12 protein-coding genes are annotated in these 16624 nt (G+C 63.4%); all 12 read right to left on the minus strand.

Annotated elements, in window-relative coordinates; translation table 11 throughout:
- Nucleotides 1–16: 16 nt before the first annotated feature.
- The 12 genes from ileS to BMW66_RS05185 all read right to left on the minus strand — a co-directional run bounded on the left by ileS (nt 17) and on the right by BMW66_RS05185 (nt 16542).
- Nucleotides 17–2971, minus strand: coding sequence for an isoleucine--tRNA ligase (gene ileS, locus BMW66_RS05130; protein WP_093116124.1), 2955 nt, complete (start codon nt 2969–2971; stop codon nt 17–19).
- Between the two features lie 216 nt (nt 2972–3187).
- Nucleotides 3188–4288, minus strand: a complete 1101-nt coding sequence (gene ribD / locus BMW66_RS05135; RefSeq protein WP_281242622.1) for a bifunctional diaminohydroxyphosphoribosylaminopyrimidine deaminase/5-amino-6-(5-phosphoribosylamino)uracil reductase RibD — start codon at nt 4286–4288, stop codon at nt 3188–3190.
- Nucleotides 4285–4752: a transcriptional regulator NrdR gene (gene nrdR / locus BMW66_RS05140; protein WP_093116128.1), complete on the minus strand. Its 468-nt coding sequence runs from the start codon at nt 4750–4752 to the stop codon at nt 4285–4287. Before nrdR ends, ribD begins: the two co-directional genes overlap by 4 nt.
- A 152-nt stretch (nt 4753–4904) precedes the next feature.
- Entirely contained in the window at nt 4905–5324 is a 420-nt protein-coding gene (locus BMW66_RS05145; RefSeq protein ID WP_093116130.1) for a hypothetical protein, read from the minus strand.
- Between the two features lie 174 nt (nt 5325–5498).
- Nucleotides 5499–6848: a DNA recombination protein RmuC gene (locus BMW66_RS05150; RefSeq protein WP_175483164.1), complete on the minus strand. Its 1350-nt coding sequence runs from the start codon at nt 6846–6848 to the stop codon at nt 5499–5501.
- A 172-nt stretch (nt 6849–7020) separates the two neighbouring features.
- Complete coding sequence (gene rpoD / locus BMW66_RS05155; protein WP_093116134.1) at nt 7021–9003, minus strand: RNA polymerase sigma factor RpoD; 1983 nt, start codon at nt 9001–9003, stop codon at nt 7021–7023.
- A gap of 128 nt (nt 9004–9131) precedes the next feature.
- On the minus strand, nt 9132–11066 hold the full coding sequence (dnaG, locus tag BMW66_RS05160) for a DNA primase (RefSeq protein WP_093116136.1): 1935 nt from the start codon (nt 11064–11066) through the stop codon (nt 9132–9134).
- A 58-nt stretch (nt 11067–11124) separates the two neighbouring features.
- A complete protein-coding gene (locus BMW66_RS05165) occupies nt 11125–11418 on the minus strand; it encodes a hypothetical protein (protein WP_093116138.1) in 294 nt (97 codons plus the stop codon).
- A gap of 38 nt (nt 11419–11456) precedes the next feature.
- Nucleotides 11457–12008, minus strand: a complete 552-nt coding sequence (locus BMW66_RS05170) for a sarcosine oxidase subunit gamma (RefSeq protein ID WP_093116140.1) — start codon at nt 12006–12008, stop codon at nt 11457–11459.
- Nucleotides 12001–14928: a sarcosine oxidase subunit alpha family protein gene (locus BMW66_RS05175; RefSeq protein ID WP_093116142.1), complete on the minus strand. Its 2928-nt coding sequence runs from the start codon at nt 14926–14928 to the stop codon at nt 12001–12003. Before BMW66_RS05175 ends, BMW66_RS05170 begins: the two co-directional genes overlap by 8 nt.
- Entirely contained in the window at nt 14925–15209 is a 285-nt protein-coding gene (locus BMW66_RS05180) for a sarcosine oxidase subunit delta (RefSeq protein ID WP_093116144.1), read from the minus strand. Before BMW66_RS05180 ends, BMW66_RS05175 begins: the two co-directional genes overlap by 4 nt.
- Before the next feature lie 79 nt (nt 15210–15288).
- Nucleotides 15289–16542: a sarcosine oxidase subunit beta family protein gene (locus BMW66_RS05185; RefSeq protein ID WP_093116146.1), complete on the minus strand. Its 1254-nt coding sequence runs from the start codon at nt 16540–16542 to the stop codon at nt 15289–15291.
- Nucleotides 16543–16624: the final 82 nt, after the last annotated feature.

A 16624-nucleotide genomic window follows, 5' to 3' on the forward strand; every position in this document is an offset into this window, starting at 1 on the left:
GCAGACACCTTTCGCCCTACCCCAGCGCCTCACTGCACCGCGCGCAGGTTCCCGGATGCGCATGGCGTCCGACATCCGGCAGGATCTTCCAGCAGCGCTGGCATTTCTCTCCTGCGGCCTTTTCAAAGACCACGCCGATCCCCTCCACCTCGGGCAGACGATAGGCTTCCGCCGGACTGGGATCGCCTGTCAGAACGATGTCGGAGGTGATGCAGACATCCGCGAAATTCACCGCCTTGAGCGCCTTGAGAACCTCCGCCTCGCGCACATGCACCACCGGCGCCGCCTCCAGCGAGGCGCCGATCACCTTCTCGGTGCGCTGCACCTCCAGCGCCGCCGTCACAACACGCCGTGCGGCGCGGACCTTCGCCCATTTCGCCGCCAGCGGCTCATCGAGCCAGTCGGCAGGCGTGCGGGGAATATCCACCAGATGCACGGAGCTGCCCTCGCCGCCGAACCGCTCCAGCCAGACCTCCTCCATGGTAAAGACAAGCACCGGCGCAAGCCATGTGGTCAGCCGCTCGAACAGCAAATCGAGCACCGTCCGCGCCGCCCGCCGACGATCCGTATCGCCGTCGCAATAGAGCGCGTCCTTGCGAATATCGAAGTAGAATGCCGAAAGCTCGACCGTGGCGAAATTGAAGATCGCCTGAAAAACCCCTTGAAAATCATAGGCATCATAGCCGGTGCGCACCTTGTGATCCAGTTCCGCCAGCCGGTGCAGCACCCAGCGTTCCAGCTCTGGCATATCCGCCGGCGCCACCCGATCCTCGTCTGAGAAATGCGCCAGAGACCCCAGCATGAAGCGCATGGTATTGCGCAGCCGGCGATAGCCATCGGCCACCCCCTTGAGGATTTCCGGCCCGATCCGCAGGTCGGCGGTATAGTCGGACTGCGCCACCCAGAGCCGCAGGATATCGGCGCCATACTGCTTGGTCACATCCTCCGGCGCCACGGTGTTGCCCAGCGACTTGGACATCTTGTTGCCCTTCTCGTCGAGCGTGAACCCGTGCGTCAGAACCCCGCGATAGGGCGGGCGCCCAATGGTGCCGCAGGCTTGCAGCATCGAGGAATGGAACCAGCCGCGATGCTGGTCCGTGCCCTCAAGATAGAGATCGGCCAGACCATCCTCGGACCCGTCCTCGCGGTCGCGCAGAACGAACGCGTGGGTCGAGCCGGAATCGAACCACACATCGAGAATATCGAACACCTGCTCATAGGCGTCCGGGTCCACGATCCCGTCCAGAAACCGCTCTTTCGCGCCGGGCTGATACCAGGCATCTGCACCCTCGGCCTCAAAGGCGGCCGTGACCCGCGCATTGACCTCCGCGTTGCGCAGCAGGAAATCGTCATCCGTCGGCAGCGCCCCCTTCTTCGTGAAGCAGGTGAGCGGCACACCCCATGCCCGTTGCCGCGAGAGCACCCAGTCGGGCCGCGCCTCGATCATGGAATAGAGCCGGTTGCGCCCGGTCTTCGGCGTCCATGTCACCAGATCGTCAATGGAACGCAGCGCGCGCTGGCGGATCGTGGTGCCATAGTCGTCCTGCCCGTCGCCCACGGGCCGGTCGATGGCGGCAAACCATTGCGGCGTGTTGCGATAGATCACCGGCGCCTTGGACCGCCAGCTATGCGGATAGCTGTGCTTGATCTTGCCGCGCGCCAGAAGGCCGCCCACCTCGACCAGCTTGTCGATCACGGTCTTGTTCGCGTTGCCTTCTTTTCCTTTGCGATCAAGGATGTATGTGCCACCGAAGAAGGGCAGATCCTCGCGGAAGGACCCGTCGTCCATCACGTTGTAGGTGATGACCTGTTCCAGCATCCCCAGATCGCGGTAAAGCTCGAATTCCTCCATCCCGTGCGACGGCGCGCAATGCACGAACCCGGTGCCTTCCTCATCGGTGACGAAGTCGGCGGCGCGGAAATCGCGGGGGTCGTCCCATTCGCCGTCAGAGCCTTCGGCCCCGGCAAGGGGATGTTGCAGCGAAAGGCTGGACAATTCCTCGGAGGTGACATCCCGCACACGCGTCCATTGATCATCCGACAGCCGCGCACGGGTCATCACGTCACCGGCACGATTGTCGGCAAGGATGAACCTGTCGCCCACATTCGCCCAGCATTCATCGGGCGTGCCCGTCACCTCGTAGAGGCCGTAAGAGATATCCTGTCCATAAACCACGGCCTTGTTGGAGGGGATGGTCCAGGGAGTGGTGGTCCAGATGACGACATCGGCCCCCATAAGGTCTTTCGGCCACCCTCCGATTGGCTCATCACCTTGGCTACCGGCGAAATCTGAACTGATGCCAGCAACCTCGAACTTCACCCAAACCGTGAAGCTTTCCTTGTCGTGATACTCCACCTCCGCCTCTGCCAGCGCGGTCTTTTCAATGGGCGACCACATCACCGGCTTGGACCCCTGATAAAGCGTGCCGTTCATCAGGAATTTCATGAATTCCTCGGCGATCACCCGCTCGGCGTGGAAATCCATCGTGAGATAGGGCTTTTCCCACTTTCCGGTGATGCCCAGCCGCTTGAACTCATCGCGCTGAATGTCGATCCAGCCGGTCGCGAAACTGCGGCATTCCTGCCGGAAATCGACGACATCGACCTTGTCCTTGTCCATGCCCTTGGCGCGGTATTCCTCTTCGATCTTCCATTCGATGGGCAGGCCGTGACAATCCCAGCCGGGGATATAGCGCGCGTCGCGGCCCATCATCTGCTGGCTGCGCACCACCATGTCCTTGAGGATCTTGTTGAGCGCGTGACCGATATGCAGGTGCCCGTTGGCATAGGGCGGCCCGTCATGCAGCGTGAAGGGCGCGCGGCCCTCTTTCTCGCGCAGGCGGTCGTAGATCCCGATACGCTCCCATCGCTCCAGCCATTCCGGCTCGCGTTTGGGCAGGCCCGCGCGCATCGGGAAATCGGTCTTCGGCAAGTTCAGCGTGTCTTTGTAGTCAGGCGTTTCGGCGCTCATTTCGGGCGTCCTTCGTCATCGGTCGGATCTGGGTGAGAGGCGGCGCGGGGTGCCCATACGCCTTGTCCCGGCGGCTCATGATCTATCAGAGCGCCGGGCATGTAATTCGAATGATGATCGCCGCAATACGGGTCATGGCCGGGTTATAGGACCGCGCGCGCAGAGGGTAAAGCATGATCTCGCGGGCACGGCCGGGGCGCCGGACAACGGCGGATGTCAGAGGGCGCGGCCCCACAGACTGAGCAAATCAGGGCCGATCCTGTGCTCCTCGCGCAGGGTGAACCGCGCCGCATCGGCCAGCGCCTCGACCCCCATCGCGCCGATCGCCGGATACCCTTCGGCGCCGAGCGCCAGACCGGCGGAGAACATCGCCAGTTCATCGACCAGATCGGACGCCAGAAGCGAGGCCGCGAGCCCCCCCCCGCCTTCGCAGAACACCTGCGTCAACCCGGCTTGCCCCAGTGCCTGCAACAGCGCGCGCGGGGAAAGCTGCGCCCCGTCGGGATCGCAAGAGATCAGGCGCGCGCCAAGGCCCTGCCATGTCTCGATCAGCGCGGGATCGGCGTCATGGCCGTGGGCGATCCAGACCGGCACATCCCGGGCGGTGCGCGCCAGTTGCCCCAGAAGCGGCAGGTCGATCCGGCGTGACACCACGATGCGCACCGGCTGATGATCCATGCCCAGTCCGCGCACCGTCAGCGACGGGTCGTCGGCCCGCGCTGTGCCTCCCCCCACCATGACCGCATCATGCCGCGCGCGCATGGCATGCACAACGCGGCGCGCCTGCGGGCCGGTGATCCACTGGCTTTCGCCCGTGGCGGTGGCGATACGGCCGTCGAGACTTGCCGCCAACTTCAGCGTGACAAAGGGGCGGCCCTGTTCTGTCCTGAGAAAGAACCCCTCCAGATCGCACGCGGCCTCATCGGCCAGCACGCCGGTTGAGACCGCGACGCCTGCGTCGCGCAACATGGCGAACCCACGTCCCGCGACTCGGCCATCGCTGTCTCCAACCGCTGCGACCACGCGGTGCACTCCCGCGTCAATCAGCGCCTTTGCGCAGGGCGGGGTCTGGCCATGGTGCGAGCAAGGCTCCAGCGTGACATAGGCGGTGGCGCCGCGCGCGGCTTCTCCCGCCTGCAAGAGCGCCTCTGTCTCCGCATGGGGTCGGCCACCCGGCTGGGTCCAGCCGCGCCCGACCACACGCCCCTCTCGTACGATGACGCAGCCGACAGCGGGGTTGGGCCAGCATCGGCCAAGACCCCGGCGCCCCAACGCCAGCGCCATTGTCATGAAACGTGTATCGCGCTCTGTCGTCACTCTTCCACGGTCGGTGTCGGTCGAAGTTCCGAGACGAACCTGTCAAAATCGTCCGCCTCCTGAAAGTTCTTGTAGACGCTGGCGAAGCGCACATAGGCGACCGTGTCGATCCGGGCCAGAGACTCCATCACGATCTCCCCGATCACCTTGGAGGGGATGTCTGTCTCTCCCATGCTTTCAAGACGCCGCACGATACCGGAAATCATCTGTTCCATACGCTCCGGCTCCACCGGCCGTTTCTGAAGCGCGATGCGGATCGAGCGTTCAAGCTTGTCACGGTCGAAATCCTCGCGCCGACCATTGGTTTTCACCACCACCAGATCGCGAAGCTGCACGCGCTCATATGTGGTGAAACGCCCCGCGCAAGCCGGGCAGAACCGCCGCCGCCGGATGGAGACATGATCCTCCGCCGGGCGTGAGTCCTTTACCTGAGTATCAATGTTACCGCAAAACGGGCAGCGCATGGACCTTCCCCTATTTGTCGTCTCTGCCTCTGTGGGTTGGGCGTCTCCCCCACTTATCCACAGTTACTATATGGCAGCCTCTAGGGTTTGGGTAGGGGGGAAATCATACCCCAAGATAGGGGAAATGCCCACGTTGCCCAGCCGGCGTCAGATTACAGGATGTCCGGCGATGTGCGGCAGTATTGCTCGGCAAGCGATACCGAGATGTTGAAGCCGACCGTGCGCATGGAGACAGAGTAATTTCCCCCCTCTCCCAGTCGTGGCCCGTCTCGCAACGATTCATCGGGCGAAATGGTAAAGGACACGCCGCGAAAGCCGGGCTTTGTCCGGCTCGGACCGTAGCCTTGCGTGATATAGATCCGGTCATTGCTGCCGGCCCCCAGCTTTCGACCGGCATGATCGCCCGCCGCGCACCAGATGTCCGTCGGACCGGATCGGACCCCGGCGATCACCTCGAAATTCCCCTGCCCGGGAAGAGGATTCACGTCGAGCCTCTCAAGATTGGGATAGGGAAAGGCCGACAACGCCCCGGCAACTGCGGCGCTGATGAATACTGTGGCAATGCGAAACATGGACAATCCCCTTTTTTCATGACCCTTTCCAGGATATAGGCGGATCAAACCACAGTGCCACAAACACACGTTCATACGATGGTGATCAGGATTGTGAAATCGGTGCCCTTCGGTGCAAAGGTCATGACCAGCGCACCACGAAAATCGCACGGTTTCAGGAGTCACTGGCGGGGCTTAGGTTTCTTTCTCACCCTCGGAAATGGTCTCGACCGGGTCGGAATCAAGACTTTCCACCGCGATACTCCTTGTCGTCTTGGCGCCAAGTTCCCTGAGTTGTTCGACCTGCCGTATGACGTTACCCGACCCCGTGGCAAGGCGGTTCATGGCGGTCGAATGTGCCGACGTGGCCTGCTTCAGGCGGGTTCCCACCTCCTGCATCGAATCCACGAAACCGGACACCTTGTCGTATAGTTTTCCCGCACGGTCTGCGATGGCTTCGGCATTGCGGGTGCGCCGTTCGACCGCCCAGACATTCTCTATCGTTCGCAACGCCATCATCAGCGTCGTCGGAGTGGCAATGGTAACGTGACGTTCCAGTGCGTAGCCGGTCAGATCGCCCTGCTGTCGCAACGCCTCGGACAAGGCCCCCTCGATGGGCAGAAACATCACGACGTAGTCGACAGTGTCATCCGTCAATCGGTGATAGGCTTTGGATGACAGCCCGTCGATGTGGGCCCGAAGTGCCGCCAAATGCTGGCGCAGCGCAAGGCTTCTGTCGTCTTCAGTGTCGGCGTTGACCGCACGCTCATAGGCCACCAGCGACACCTTGGAATCCACAACAAGGCTTTTGGCGCCGGGCAGGCGGACAATCACGTCAGGACGATATCGGCGGCCTTCCTCATCGGTGGAGTGGCTCTGAGTGAAATATTCCTCCCCCTCGCGCAGGCCCGACCGCTCCAGCAGGCTTGTCAGGATCATTTCGCCCCAGGCCCCCTGCTGCCGGGTATCGCCCTTGAGCGCGCGAGTGAGGTTCACCGCTTCCTTCGAGATTGCCTCGGACTGGCGGGAGAGTTGCTCGATCTCGGTCTTCAGGCGCTCGCGTTCCTTTGCGGCGCCCTGATGCGCATTGCGCAATTCGATTTCGAACTTGCCGACATTGTCACGCAATGGCTTGAGAAGCGCTTCCAGTCGCTCGTGGCTGACCCTCGACAACACCTCGCCCTGGGTTTTGACCGAATGATCGGCCATTGCCTTGAACCTTTGTTCCATCTCTTCGCGAACGGATTTCAGCAAGGCGAGTTGTTCCGCGCTGGCCTCTCGTTCCTTGTGAAGCGTGGTTTTCAACTCGCGGATTGTCCCGTCACGCTGCGACGACGTGTTGCGCTCGCCATCCAGCAGCCGGCGCAGGTCGTCCCGATCCTGTTTCAATTCTGCCTTGTCGGACTCTGCACGCAGGTTTAGCTGCTCAATCTGCTGCGCCAGGTGATCTTCGCGCTGCTTCGCAAGGTTCGCGCGCTCCTCGGAGCGGGCCATTTCCGCCCTCAGCGCGGCCTGATCTGCACGCGCGCCCGCAAAGCCACGCATGAGCCAGAGAACCGCAACAAGAACGGCAACCGCAAACACCAGGACGGCCCAGTAAGGGATTGAAAGTTCAACTGTTTGAAACATAAACACATCATTTGGTCTGATGCGTGCAAAGGAGTCACACTATGTGTTCTCTGTCAAGCCAGCCCGGTGGCACCGCCCTGCCGCAACCTCACTGATCGAGGAAGGACCGCAGCTTTCGGCTCCGGCTCGGATGTTTCAGCTTGCGCAAAGCCTTGGCTTCGATCTGCCGGATGCGTTCGCGGGTCACGCTGAACTGCTGGCCCACTTCCTCAAGCGTATGATCGGTGTTCATCCCGATGCCAAAGCGCATGCGCAGCACGCGTTCCTCGCGCGGGGTCAGCGATGACAGCACGCGCGTGGTCGTTTCCTTGAGATTATCCTGAATCGCCGCGTCGAGGGGCAGAACCGCGTTCTTGTCCTCGATGAAATCGCCAAGCTGGCTGTCTTCCTCGTCGCCGATCGGCGTCTCGAGGGAAATCGGCTCCTTGGCGATCTTCATCACCTTGCGGACCTTCTCCAGCGGCATTTGCAGCTTTTCGGCCAGTTCCTCCGGTGTCGGCTCGCGGCCGATCTCGTGCAACATTTGGCGCCCGGTGCGCACCAGCTTGTTGATCGTCTCTATCATGTGCACCGGGATGCGGATGGTGCGCGCCTGATCGGCAATGCTCCGGGTGATCGCCTGCCTGATCCACCACGTCGCATATGTCGAAAACTTGTAGCCGCGGCGATATTCGAATTTGTCCACCGCCTTCATCAGGCCGATATTGCCTTCCTGAATGAGATCGAGGAATTGCAGACCGCGGTTGGTGTATTTCTTGGCGATGGAGATGACGAGGCGCAGGTTGGCCTCAACCATTTCCTTTTTCGCCTGGCGCGCTTCCTTCTCGCCCTTCTGGACCTGCTGCACGATGCGGCGGAACTCACTGATATCAAGGCCGACATACTGCCCGACCTGGGCCATCTCGGCACGCAGTTCTTCCACCTTGTCCGATGAGCGCTCCATGAACATCTGCCAGCCGCGTCCCGGCTTCTGCGCCATCGCTTCAAGCCATGTCGGATCAAGCTCGCGCCCGCGATATTCGTCGATGAACTCCCGGCGGTTGATCCGGGCCTGATCTGCCAGCTTCACCATGGCACTGTCGATCGCCATCACCCGGCGGTTGATGCCATAAAGCTGATCAATCAGTGCCTCGATGCGGTTGTTGTGAAGGTGAAGCCCGTTCACCAGTTCCACGATCTCGGAGCGCAGTTTCTGATAAACACTCTCCTGCTCTTCCGAAAACGCGCCGTCTTCATTGAGCGTCGCCGAGATGCGTGCATCCTGCATTTCGCTCAGCTTGACGAAATCATCCGCGATCCGGTCCAGCGTTTCAAGAACGCGGGGTTTGAGCGCGCTTTCCATCGCCGCGAGCGACATGTTGGCTTGCTCATCGTCATCCTCATCGTCTTCCTTGGCGATGGGGTTGCCGTCGGCGTCAAGCTCGGGCTCTTCCTCTTCCTTCTTCGGGGCCTTGTCCACGTTGGCGGCATCGGCCAGCGATTCGTCCACACCCTCTTCACCGTCGATCTGGTTGCCGAAGGTGGTCTCAAGGTCGATCACATCGCGCAGCAAAATGTCTTCGGTCAGAAGTTCGTCGCGCCAGATCGTGATCGCCTGAAAGGTCAGGGGGCTTTCGCAAAGCCCCGCGATCATCGTGTTGCGTCCGGCCTCGATCCGCTTGGCGATGGCAATCTCGCCTTCGCGGCTGAGCAACTCGACGCTGCCCATCTCGCGCAGATACATGCGCACCGGGTCGTCGGTCCGGTCGAGTTTTTCCTGCGCGCTGGAACTGACCGCCACATCCCGGTTGGAGGACGCATCAACAAGTGCCGTGGTCTTCTGATCCTCGTCCTCGGCTTCTTCGTCCTCGATGATGTTGATGCCCATTTCGGAAAGCATCGACATCACGTCTTCGATCTGTTCGGAATTCACCTGATCCGGCGGCAACACCTGGTTGAGCTGATCATAGGTGATAAAGCCCCTCTCCCGCGCCTCCGCGATCATCTTCTTGACGGCGCTCTGGCTCATGTCGAGCGACATCTCGGCGTCCTGATCGGCGGGTTTCTGGTCGTCGGTATCCTTGGCGGCCATGCAATGCTCCTGCAAGAAGGGCTGAGGGATGATTCGCTAGACCGAATCAATAACGCGATATGGCGATTCGCACACCCGTTTACCCTGATTTGTTTACGACTTCCTCACCATAATACGCATCTCCAAGGTCAGGGGCGCCGCTTGGTGTAACTGATTCGCTCCATCAGCGCATCCAATTCTGCGCGTTCATCCTTGTCGATCGGGGCACCGTTCGGGGCGCGCTCGAATTCCACGTCATCCTCCAGCCCCGTGCGCAGCGCGCGATTACGGGCTTCTGTCGCCTGGCTGAGACGCCATGTCATCGCCTCACCGGCCCCCCCGGCAAGATCCTCTTCAGCCTCGGCAATCTCTGCATCCAGACCCCGTTCCGCCGCCAGCTTGGCAAGCTCTTCAGCAAGGGTCTGCCGAGCCAGATCGGTATCCCCCGGATGTCGCATGGGCGGTGCAATGCGCACATGGGGATGGCTCAGCAGCGTTTCAAGCGGCGCCTCGCCCATTTCGGCCAGGATCCGGCTGCGTAGCGCCTCGGCCCCCTCCGCCGCATGGCGCAGGATACACGACCGAAGCGCCCCATGCCCGGGATCGGCGCACTCCAACTCTTCGATACCGTGCTCGAACTGGTCCAGCACCTGCGGTGTGCAGATCACCGTGGCCAGAATCACCGCCTCGCGCAAATGCGCAGTGTCCGCAGCCACCAGAACCGAGCTTTTGGTGCCCGGCCTCACCGTGACCGGCGGCTGCCAGCGCCCCTTGCCCTGACCGGCCCCGCCGCCCCTCTGCGGGCGGAAAAGCCGCCAGCGGAATTCCTTGATCGCCTCTCCGTAATGCCGCCGGATCGACGGATCGCGGATCATGGAGATTTTCTCGCGCAGCGCCTTGTCGAGCGCGGCCCGCCGTTCGGGGCTGTCAAAGACCTTGCCTTCCGTCTCCCGCTGCCAGAGCAACTGGACCATCGGGACCGCCGCGTTCAGCACGTCCTGCACGCCCTTCGCCCCCTTCGCCCGGATCAGGTCGTCGGGGTCCAGTCCGGCGGGCATCACCGCAAATCGCAGGCTCTGCCCTGCCTCAACGAGTGGCAGCGCCAGATCGACCACCCGCATCGCCGCGCGCAGTCCCGCCGTATCGCCATCGAGCGCGATCACCGGCTCGGGCGCAATCCTCCAGATGGTCTGCAACTGCTGCTCTGTCACGGCCGTGCCAAGCGGCGCCACCGCCGCCCCGAACCCCGCCTGCGCAAGCGCGATCACATCCATGTAGCCTTCGGCCACGATCAGCGGCGCCCCCTTGCCCGCCGCCTCGCGCGCGGGGCCATGGTTATAAAGGGTGCGCGATTTGTCGAACAGCTCGGTTTCCGGAGAGTTGAGGTATTTGGCGCTGTCGTTCGGGTCCATCGCCCGCCCGCCGAAGGCGATGCAGCGCCCCCGCGCATCGCGAATCGGAAACATGATTCGGTTGCGGAACGTGTCATAAGGCTTCCCGCCCTTGCGCGACGGCTTGGCCAGCCCGCAATCATGGATCAATTCTTCCGCTACGCCCTTGCCACGCAGGTGCTCCCAAAGCCCCTGCCAGCCGTCGGGCGCGAATCCGATCTCGAAGCGGTCCCGCGTGTCCTCGCGCATCCCGCGCCCATCCAGATACTCGCGCGCCGCCGACCCCGCACCCGACTGAAGCGCAAGACGGAAATGCCGTACGGCCATTTCCATGACCTCGGCCAGTTCCCCGCGCCTGTCGGATTTTGCCTGCGCCGCCGGATCGCGTTCCGGCATCGGCATCCCCGCCTCTTGCGCAAGGATTTCCACCGCCTCCATGAAACCGACATTCTCGGTCTCGCGGATAAAGGAAATCGCATCCCCCTTGGCGTGGCAGCCAAAGCAATAGTAGAAGCCCTTTCGGTCATCGACATGAAAAGATGCGGTTTTTTCCTGATGGAACGGGCACGGCGCCCAGAGATCCCCCTTGCCCTGATTGGACTTGCGCGGATCCCACACGACCTTGCGCCCAACAACCTGGCTCAGGCTGATGCGTGATCGCAGATCATCCAGGAATCCGGGGGGCAGGCTCATGCGGCATCATAACGGCAGTGGCGGGATACTGTCCAGATAGCGTCCACGCCCCTTCGCTTCAATGGTTGAGGCACTGCTCCGCATAGGCTTCGCCGATCTCAAGCTCAAGCGCGTCCTTCTCAAGCGTATAGACCCAGGCGACCAGATGCGGCACCGCCGGCTGGTAGCGTTCCTCGACCGCCTTTGTCAGCGCGCGTGTCGTGCGTGCTTCACTACGGCCATCGCGCCGCATCTGCGCCGCGCCATCCACGATCCCGGCCTGCACGGCGCAACTGGCATTCTTGGATTCCTCCGCCGTCAGGGCGGGCGCGGCCAGCAATCCGGCCACAATCGACAGTATCAGCACTCGCATGACAGACTCCTCCGCGTCAAAGTCGATGTCTTTTGATGTCAGGCGCCACGGCGCCCCGCAACCCCCTTCATGGCGGTCTGAAGCTCATGCACCAGCGTTTCAGCCATTGACCGAAAGACTAGAATCATGAAGGCATCGTCACCCACCCGCGTGATCGACGTCGTCATATGGCCCAACAACGTGCGGGCTGTATGCCCGCGCTTGAAAACCCGCTGGCGCAGATCCATCGGCACCAGCCGTGCCAGCACGGCTTCCGCATCGTCCCCCGCGATGCGCACCGCCGCCCATGCGTCCGACTGGTCCGTTTGCGCCGCGTGACCGGCAAGCGCCGTCTGCGCGCGCGCCCCGATGAGCATCACCTGCCCGCGCCCGAACCACACCGCCCGTGCCCCCTCGCGCCCGGTGGCCCGCTTCGGGGCCGGGGTGGCCATGCCGTGCGCGTCCTTGAGCGCATCCGAAAACGCGGCCTCCCGCCCATTGAAGGGCGCCATCAGCGTCATCGCCTCCGGCACAACTTCCGTCACCGCGACGGCTCCGCCCTCAAGCGGCAACAGCCCCGCGCAGGGGGTTTTCGCAATCAACTCAGCCACGGGTCTTTTCTCCTTCCGGGTCGTGAAAGACGGGGTGACAGACCTCGCAGCGGGCGGTGATCCCGCGCAGCTGATCGACCATCCGGATCTCCTCGCCATGCCGGGCCCTGCCGTTCTTCAGAAACGCGAGCGCAAGATAACTCTCCAAAGTCGGGGAAAACCCGACCGACGTGACATAGCCCTGACCATACGCCCGCTCCGCCGGATCGCCGGCGTTGAACAAATGCGCCCCCGCGGTCAGTTGCCTGACCGTGCCCACCGGCTTCAGGCCCACAAGCTGTTCGCGCTCCGGCCCGCTGAGCCCCGGCCGCTCGCTCATGGTCTTGCCGATGCAATCTTTCTTCGCGCTCACCATCCGGCCCATGCCGATGTCGTCGGCTGTCACCCGGCCATGGATTTCCGAATGGGTGATGAATCCCTTCTCGATCCGCAACACGTTGAGTGCCTCCATCCCGTAAGGACCGCCACCAAGAGCCCCGGCCCGTGCCAGAAGCAACCGAAACAGGCTGTCGCCATAGCGCGCGGGCACCGCCACCTCATAGGCATGCTCGCCACTGAACGAAATTCGAAAGAGCCGCCCTTCGACCCCCTGCACCCGCACCGCGCCGCAGGCCATGAACGGCCAGCGTTCACCGTCGATGGTCTCATCGAGGATCGAGTTCAGCAGCTCGCGCGATTTCGGGCCCGCGACTGCGAACTGCGCCCATTGCTCCGTGACAGAGGCAAGACGCACATCCCATTCGGAACGCAGGCATTGATGCACATACTCCAGATGCCGCATCACCGGCCCTGCCGCGGCGGTGGTCGTCGTCATCACGTAATGCGTCTGGCCAAGCCTTGCCGTGGTGCCATCGTCCATCACATGCCCGTCCTCGCGTAGCATCAGGCCATAGCGCGTGCGCCCGACCTTCAGCGTGGAGAACATGTTGGTGTAAACCAGATCGAGAAACGCCGGCGCATCCTCGCCCTGAATGTCGATTTTGCCCAGCGTGGAGACATCGCAGACCCCCACCGCGGAACGCACCATGTTCACCTCCCGGTCGCAGCTTTGCCGCCAACTCGTCTCGCCCGGCGCGGGAAAGTAACTCGGGCGATACCAAAGCCCCGCCTCGATCATCGGCGCGCCGCGCTCCACGCTCGCCTTGTGGCTGGTGGTGAACCGCTCCGGTGCGAAGCCGCGCCCCTGCGCCCCCGCACCCATCGCCGCGACAGGCACCGGGCTGAACGGCGGGCGGAAGGTGGTGGTGCCGGTCTCGGCAATCCCGCGTCCCGTCGCATCGGCCAGAACCGCCAGCGCCGCGACGTTGGAATTGCGCCCCTGATCCGGCGCCATCCCCTGCGTGGTGTAGCGTTTCATATGCTCGACGGAGCGGAAATTCTCCGTCGCGGCAAGTGTCACGTCCTTGACCGTCACATCGTTCTGAAAATCGAGCCACGCGCGCCCCTTGCCCGGCACGGCCCACAGCGGCTGAAGGCGATAGGGCGCGTCCTCGGCCTCCGGCGTCTCGCCCACCTCGGTCGTGATCCCAAGGTCCGACAGCGCGGCCACCGCCGCCTCCGCCCCCTGCACAAACGCGCCATGCGTGGAAAACACCCCGTTGCACGCGCCGGCCATCCGCATCCCCGGCACCGCGCCGGGCGCAGGCAGAAACGCCTGCACCGCCTCGTCCCAGACCGGCCGCCCGTTCATGTGACAGGACAGATGCACGCTCGGGTTCCATCCGCCCGACATGGCAAGGCAATCGGTCTTTATCTTCTCCTCGCCACTGGTCGCACGATAGGTGACGGACTCCAGCCCCTTGCGCCCCGCGGTATCGCAGACCTGCGCCCCCTTGATCACAGGGTATCCCTGCCCGTCCGGCGCCTCGAGCCGGCTGTCGATCACAGCGGCCACATGCATCCCGGCCTCCACGAGATCGCGCGCCGTGCGGTGCGCGTCGTCGTTGTTGGCGAAGATCGTGGTCGCCCGCCCCGGCGCCACGCCATAGCGGTTGAGGTAACTCCGCACCGCGCCCGCCGTCATGATCCCCGGACGGTCATTGTTGCGGAAGGCGACGGGACGCTCGATCGCGCCGGTCGCCAGTACGGACCGCTGCGCCACGATCCGCCAGAAACACTCGCGCGGCGCCTGTCCGCGCGGCCGGTGATGCGCCACCCGTTCCAGCGCGCCGAAGGTGCCCTGATCATAGGCCCCGGTCACCGTGGTGCGCGGCATCAGGTGGACATTGTCCATCTGCGCCAGCTCGGCCACCGCCTGCGCCGCCCATTCCGCGCCGGGCATGCCGTCGATCTCGTGGGTTTCGGAATTGAGCCGCCCGCCCATCAGGCTGTCCTCATCGGCCAATATGACATCCGCCCCCGCCCGCGCCGCCGCCCGCGCCGCGCTGAGCCCAGCCGGCCCCGCCCCGATCACCAACAAGTCGCAGAAGGCAAAGGCTTTCTCGTAGCGGTCAGTATTGCCCTGCCCACTCAGCGCGCCAAGCCCCGCCGCGCGCCGGATCACCGGCTCATAGACCCGTTCCCAGAACGACTTGGGCCACATGAAGGTCTTGTAATAGAACCCAGCCCCAAGGAACGGCGCCGCCAGATCGTTGAGCGCCAGAAGATCCCATTCCAGCGATGGAAAACGGTTTTGCGAGAACACCTCCAGCTCCTGAAAGACCTCCTGCACCGTCGCGCGCACGTTCGGGTCCTGCTCCGAGCCCCGCCCGACCGTGATCAGCGCGTTGGCCTCCTCGCTGCCCGCCCCCATCACGCCGCGCGGGCGGTGATACTTGAACGACCGCGCCATCAGCCGCACGTCATTGGCCAGCAGGGCCGATGCCACGCTATCGCCCGCAAACCCGTCATACCGCCGCCCGTCGAAGGTGAAACTCACCGGCGTGCTCCGGTCGATCAGGCCCTTTCCCGTCACCCTCATGGCCGCGCCTCCCGCAGGTCCGCGGCCACATCAGATGCCAGTTCGGTGGCCAGAACCTCATGCGTCACCGTATTGCGCGTCACCACGACCCAGGCGCCGCACCCGCCCTCGTGAGACCAAAGATCGCGCGTGTCCCCGGCCGGATTGTCGCGGTTGTGCAGGTAATCGTCCCAGGCCGCCTCCCCCGCCTCCGGGTCAGGCCGTTCGAGAAGCACCGCATCTCCCACGTAGTAGAACTCTCGCCGGTCGCGCTCACCGCAAATCGGACAGGTGATCCTCATGCCGTTCCCCCGCGCAGGCCGGAACCTGCCCTTTCTCTGTTCTTCAAATACTCATGTCCCGCCATCGCCCCCACCTCCGTCAATGCAGGTTGTGCTGGGCGCCGGTGCCCTCTTCATCCATCAGGCCGATCCCGCTGCGGAACCGGTCGAGCCGGAAGCCCGCCGCCACCTCATGCGGGCTGTCGGTCGCCATCAGATGCGCCATGCACCAGCCAGAGGCCGGCACCGCCTTGAACCCGCCATAGCACCAGCCGCAATCGAGATAGAGCCCCTCGACCCCCGTGCGGTCGATGATGGGCGAGCCGTCGGGCGTCATGTCCATGATCCCGCCCCAACTGCGCAACACCTTTGCCTTGCCGAGCATCGGCATCAGGGTCATGCCCGCCTCCATCACATGCTCGGCCATCGGCAGGTTGCCGCGCTGCGCATAGGAGGCGTAGAAATCCAGATCGCCCCCGAACACCAGCCCGCCCTTGTCCGACTGGCTGATATAGAAATGCCCCATGCCAAAGCTCACGACATGGTCGATTACCGGCTTCAGGCCCTCGGTGACGAAGGCCTGCAAAACATGGCTCTCGATCGGAAGACGCATCCCCGCCATCGCCGCCACCTGACCCGAGCGGCCCGCCACCACGATACCGACCTTCCGGGCCCGGATCGAACCGCGCGTGGTCTGCACGCCGGTCACCTTGCCGTTCTCGATGTCGATGCCGGTGACCTCGCAATTCTGGATCAGGTCCACGCCGCGCCGGTCCGCGCCGCGCGCATAGCCCCAGGCCACCGCGTCATGCCGCGCCGTGCCACCGCGCGGGTGATACAGCCCGCCATAGATCGGAAAGCGTGCGTTGTCGAAATCGAGATACGGCAGATAGCGGCGCACCCCTTCACGGTCGAGAAGGATCGCATCGTCGCCCTGATTGATCATCGCGTTGCCCCGACGGGCAAAGGCATCGCGCTGCCCGTCGCTGTGAAACAGGTTGATCAGCCCGCGCTGCGAATGCATCACGTTGTAGTTGAGGTCTTCCTCCAGCCCCTCCCAGAGCTTGAGCGAGTGACTGTAGAATTCCGAATTGCCGGGCAGGAAATAATTGGCGCGCACGATGGTGGTGTTGCGCCCCACGTTGCCGCCGCCGAGATAGCCCTTCTCCAGAACCGCGACATTGGTCAGCCCGTGGTTCCGCGCGAGGTAATAGGCGGTCGACAGCCCGTGACCGCCGCCGCCGATGACGATGGCGTCGTATTCCGCTTTCGGCTCCGGATCGCGCCAATGGGGGCCCCACCCCTTGTTGCCGGTCAGCCCTTCTTTAAGAACACGTAACCCGGAAAACCGCATCTGTTCATCCTTCCTGCCCCGGCGCGCCATCGGCGCGTCAACGCGAAACTAACACCCTGCGCGGCAAGCGCCACCCCGTGAA

The organism is Salinihabitans flavidus (assembly GCF_900110425.1).
GTDB classification, from domain to species: domain Bacteria; phylum Pseudomonadota; class Alphaproteobacteria; order Rhodobacterales; family Rhodobacteraceae; genus Salinihabitans; species Salinihabitans flavidus.

Coding starts and splice junctions, on each gene's coding strand:
- ileS (WP_093116124.1), bottom strand. CDS start 2,971: ATGAGCGCCGAAACGCCTGACTACAAAGACACGCTGAACTTGCCGAAG.
- nrdR (WP_093116128.1), bottom strand. CDS start 4,752: ATGCGCTGCCCGTTTTGCGGTAACATTGATACTCAGGTAAAGGACTCA.
- BMW66_RS05145 (WP_093116130.1), bottom strand. CDS start 5,324: ATGTTTCGCATTGCCACAGTATTCATCAGCGCCGCAGTTGCCGGGGCG.
- BMW66_RS05150 (WP_175483164.1), bottom strand. CDS start 6,848: ATGCGTGGCTTTGCGGGCGCGCGTGCAGATCAGGCCGCGCTGAGGGCG.
- rpoD (WP_093116134.1), bottom strand. CDS start 9,003: ATGGCCGCCAAGGATACCGACGACCAGAAACCCGCCGATCAGGACGCC.
- dnaG (WP_093116136.1), bottom strand. CDS start 11,066: ATGAGCCTGCCCCCCGGATTCCTGGATGATCTGCGATCACGCATCAGC.
- BMW66_RS05165 (WP_093116138.1), bottom strand. CDS start 11,418: ATGCGAGTGCTGATACTGTCGATTGTGGCCGGATTGCTGGCCGCGCCC.
- BMW66_RS05175 (WP_093116142.1), bottom strand. CDS start 14,928: ATGAGGGTGACGGGAAAGGGCCTGATCGACCGGAGCACGCCGGTGAGT.
- BMW66_RS05180 (WP_093116144.1), bottom strand. CDS start 15,209: ATGAGGATCACCTGTCCGATTTGCGGTGAGCGCGACCGGCGAGAGTTC.
- BMW66_RS05185 (WP_093116146.1), bottom strand. CDS start 16,542: ATGCGGTTTTCCGGGTTACGTGTTCTTAAAGAAGGGCTGACCGGCAAC.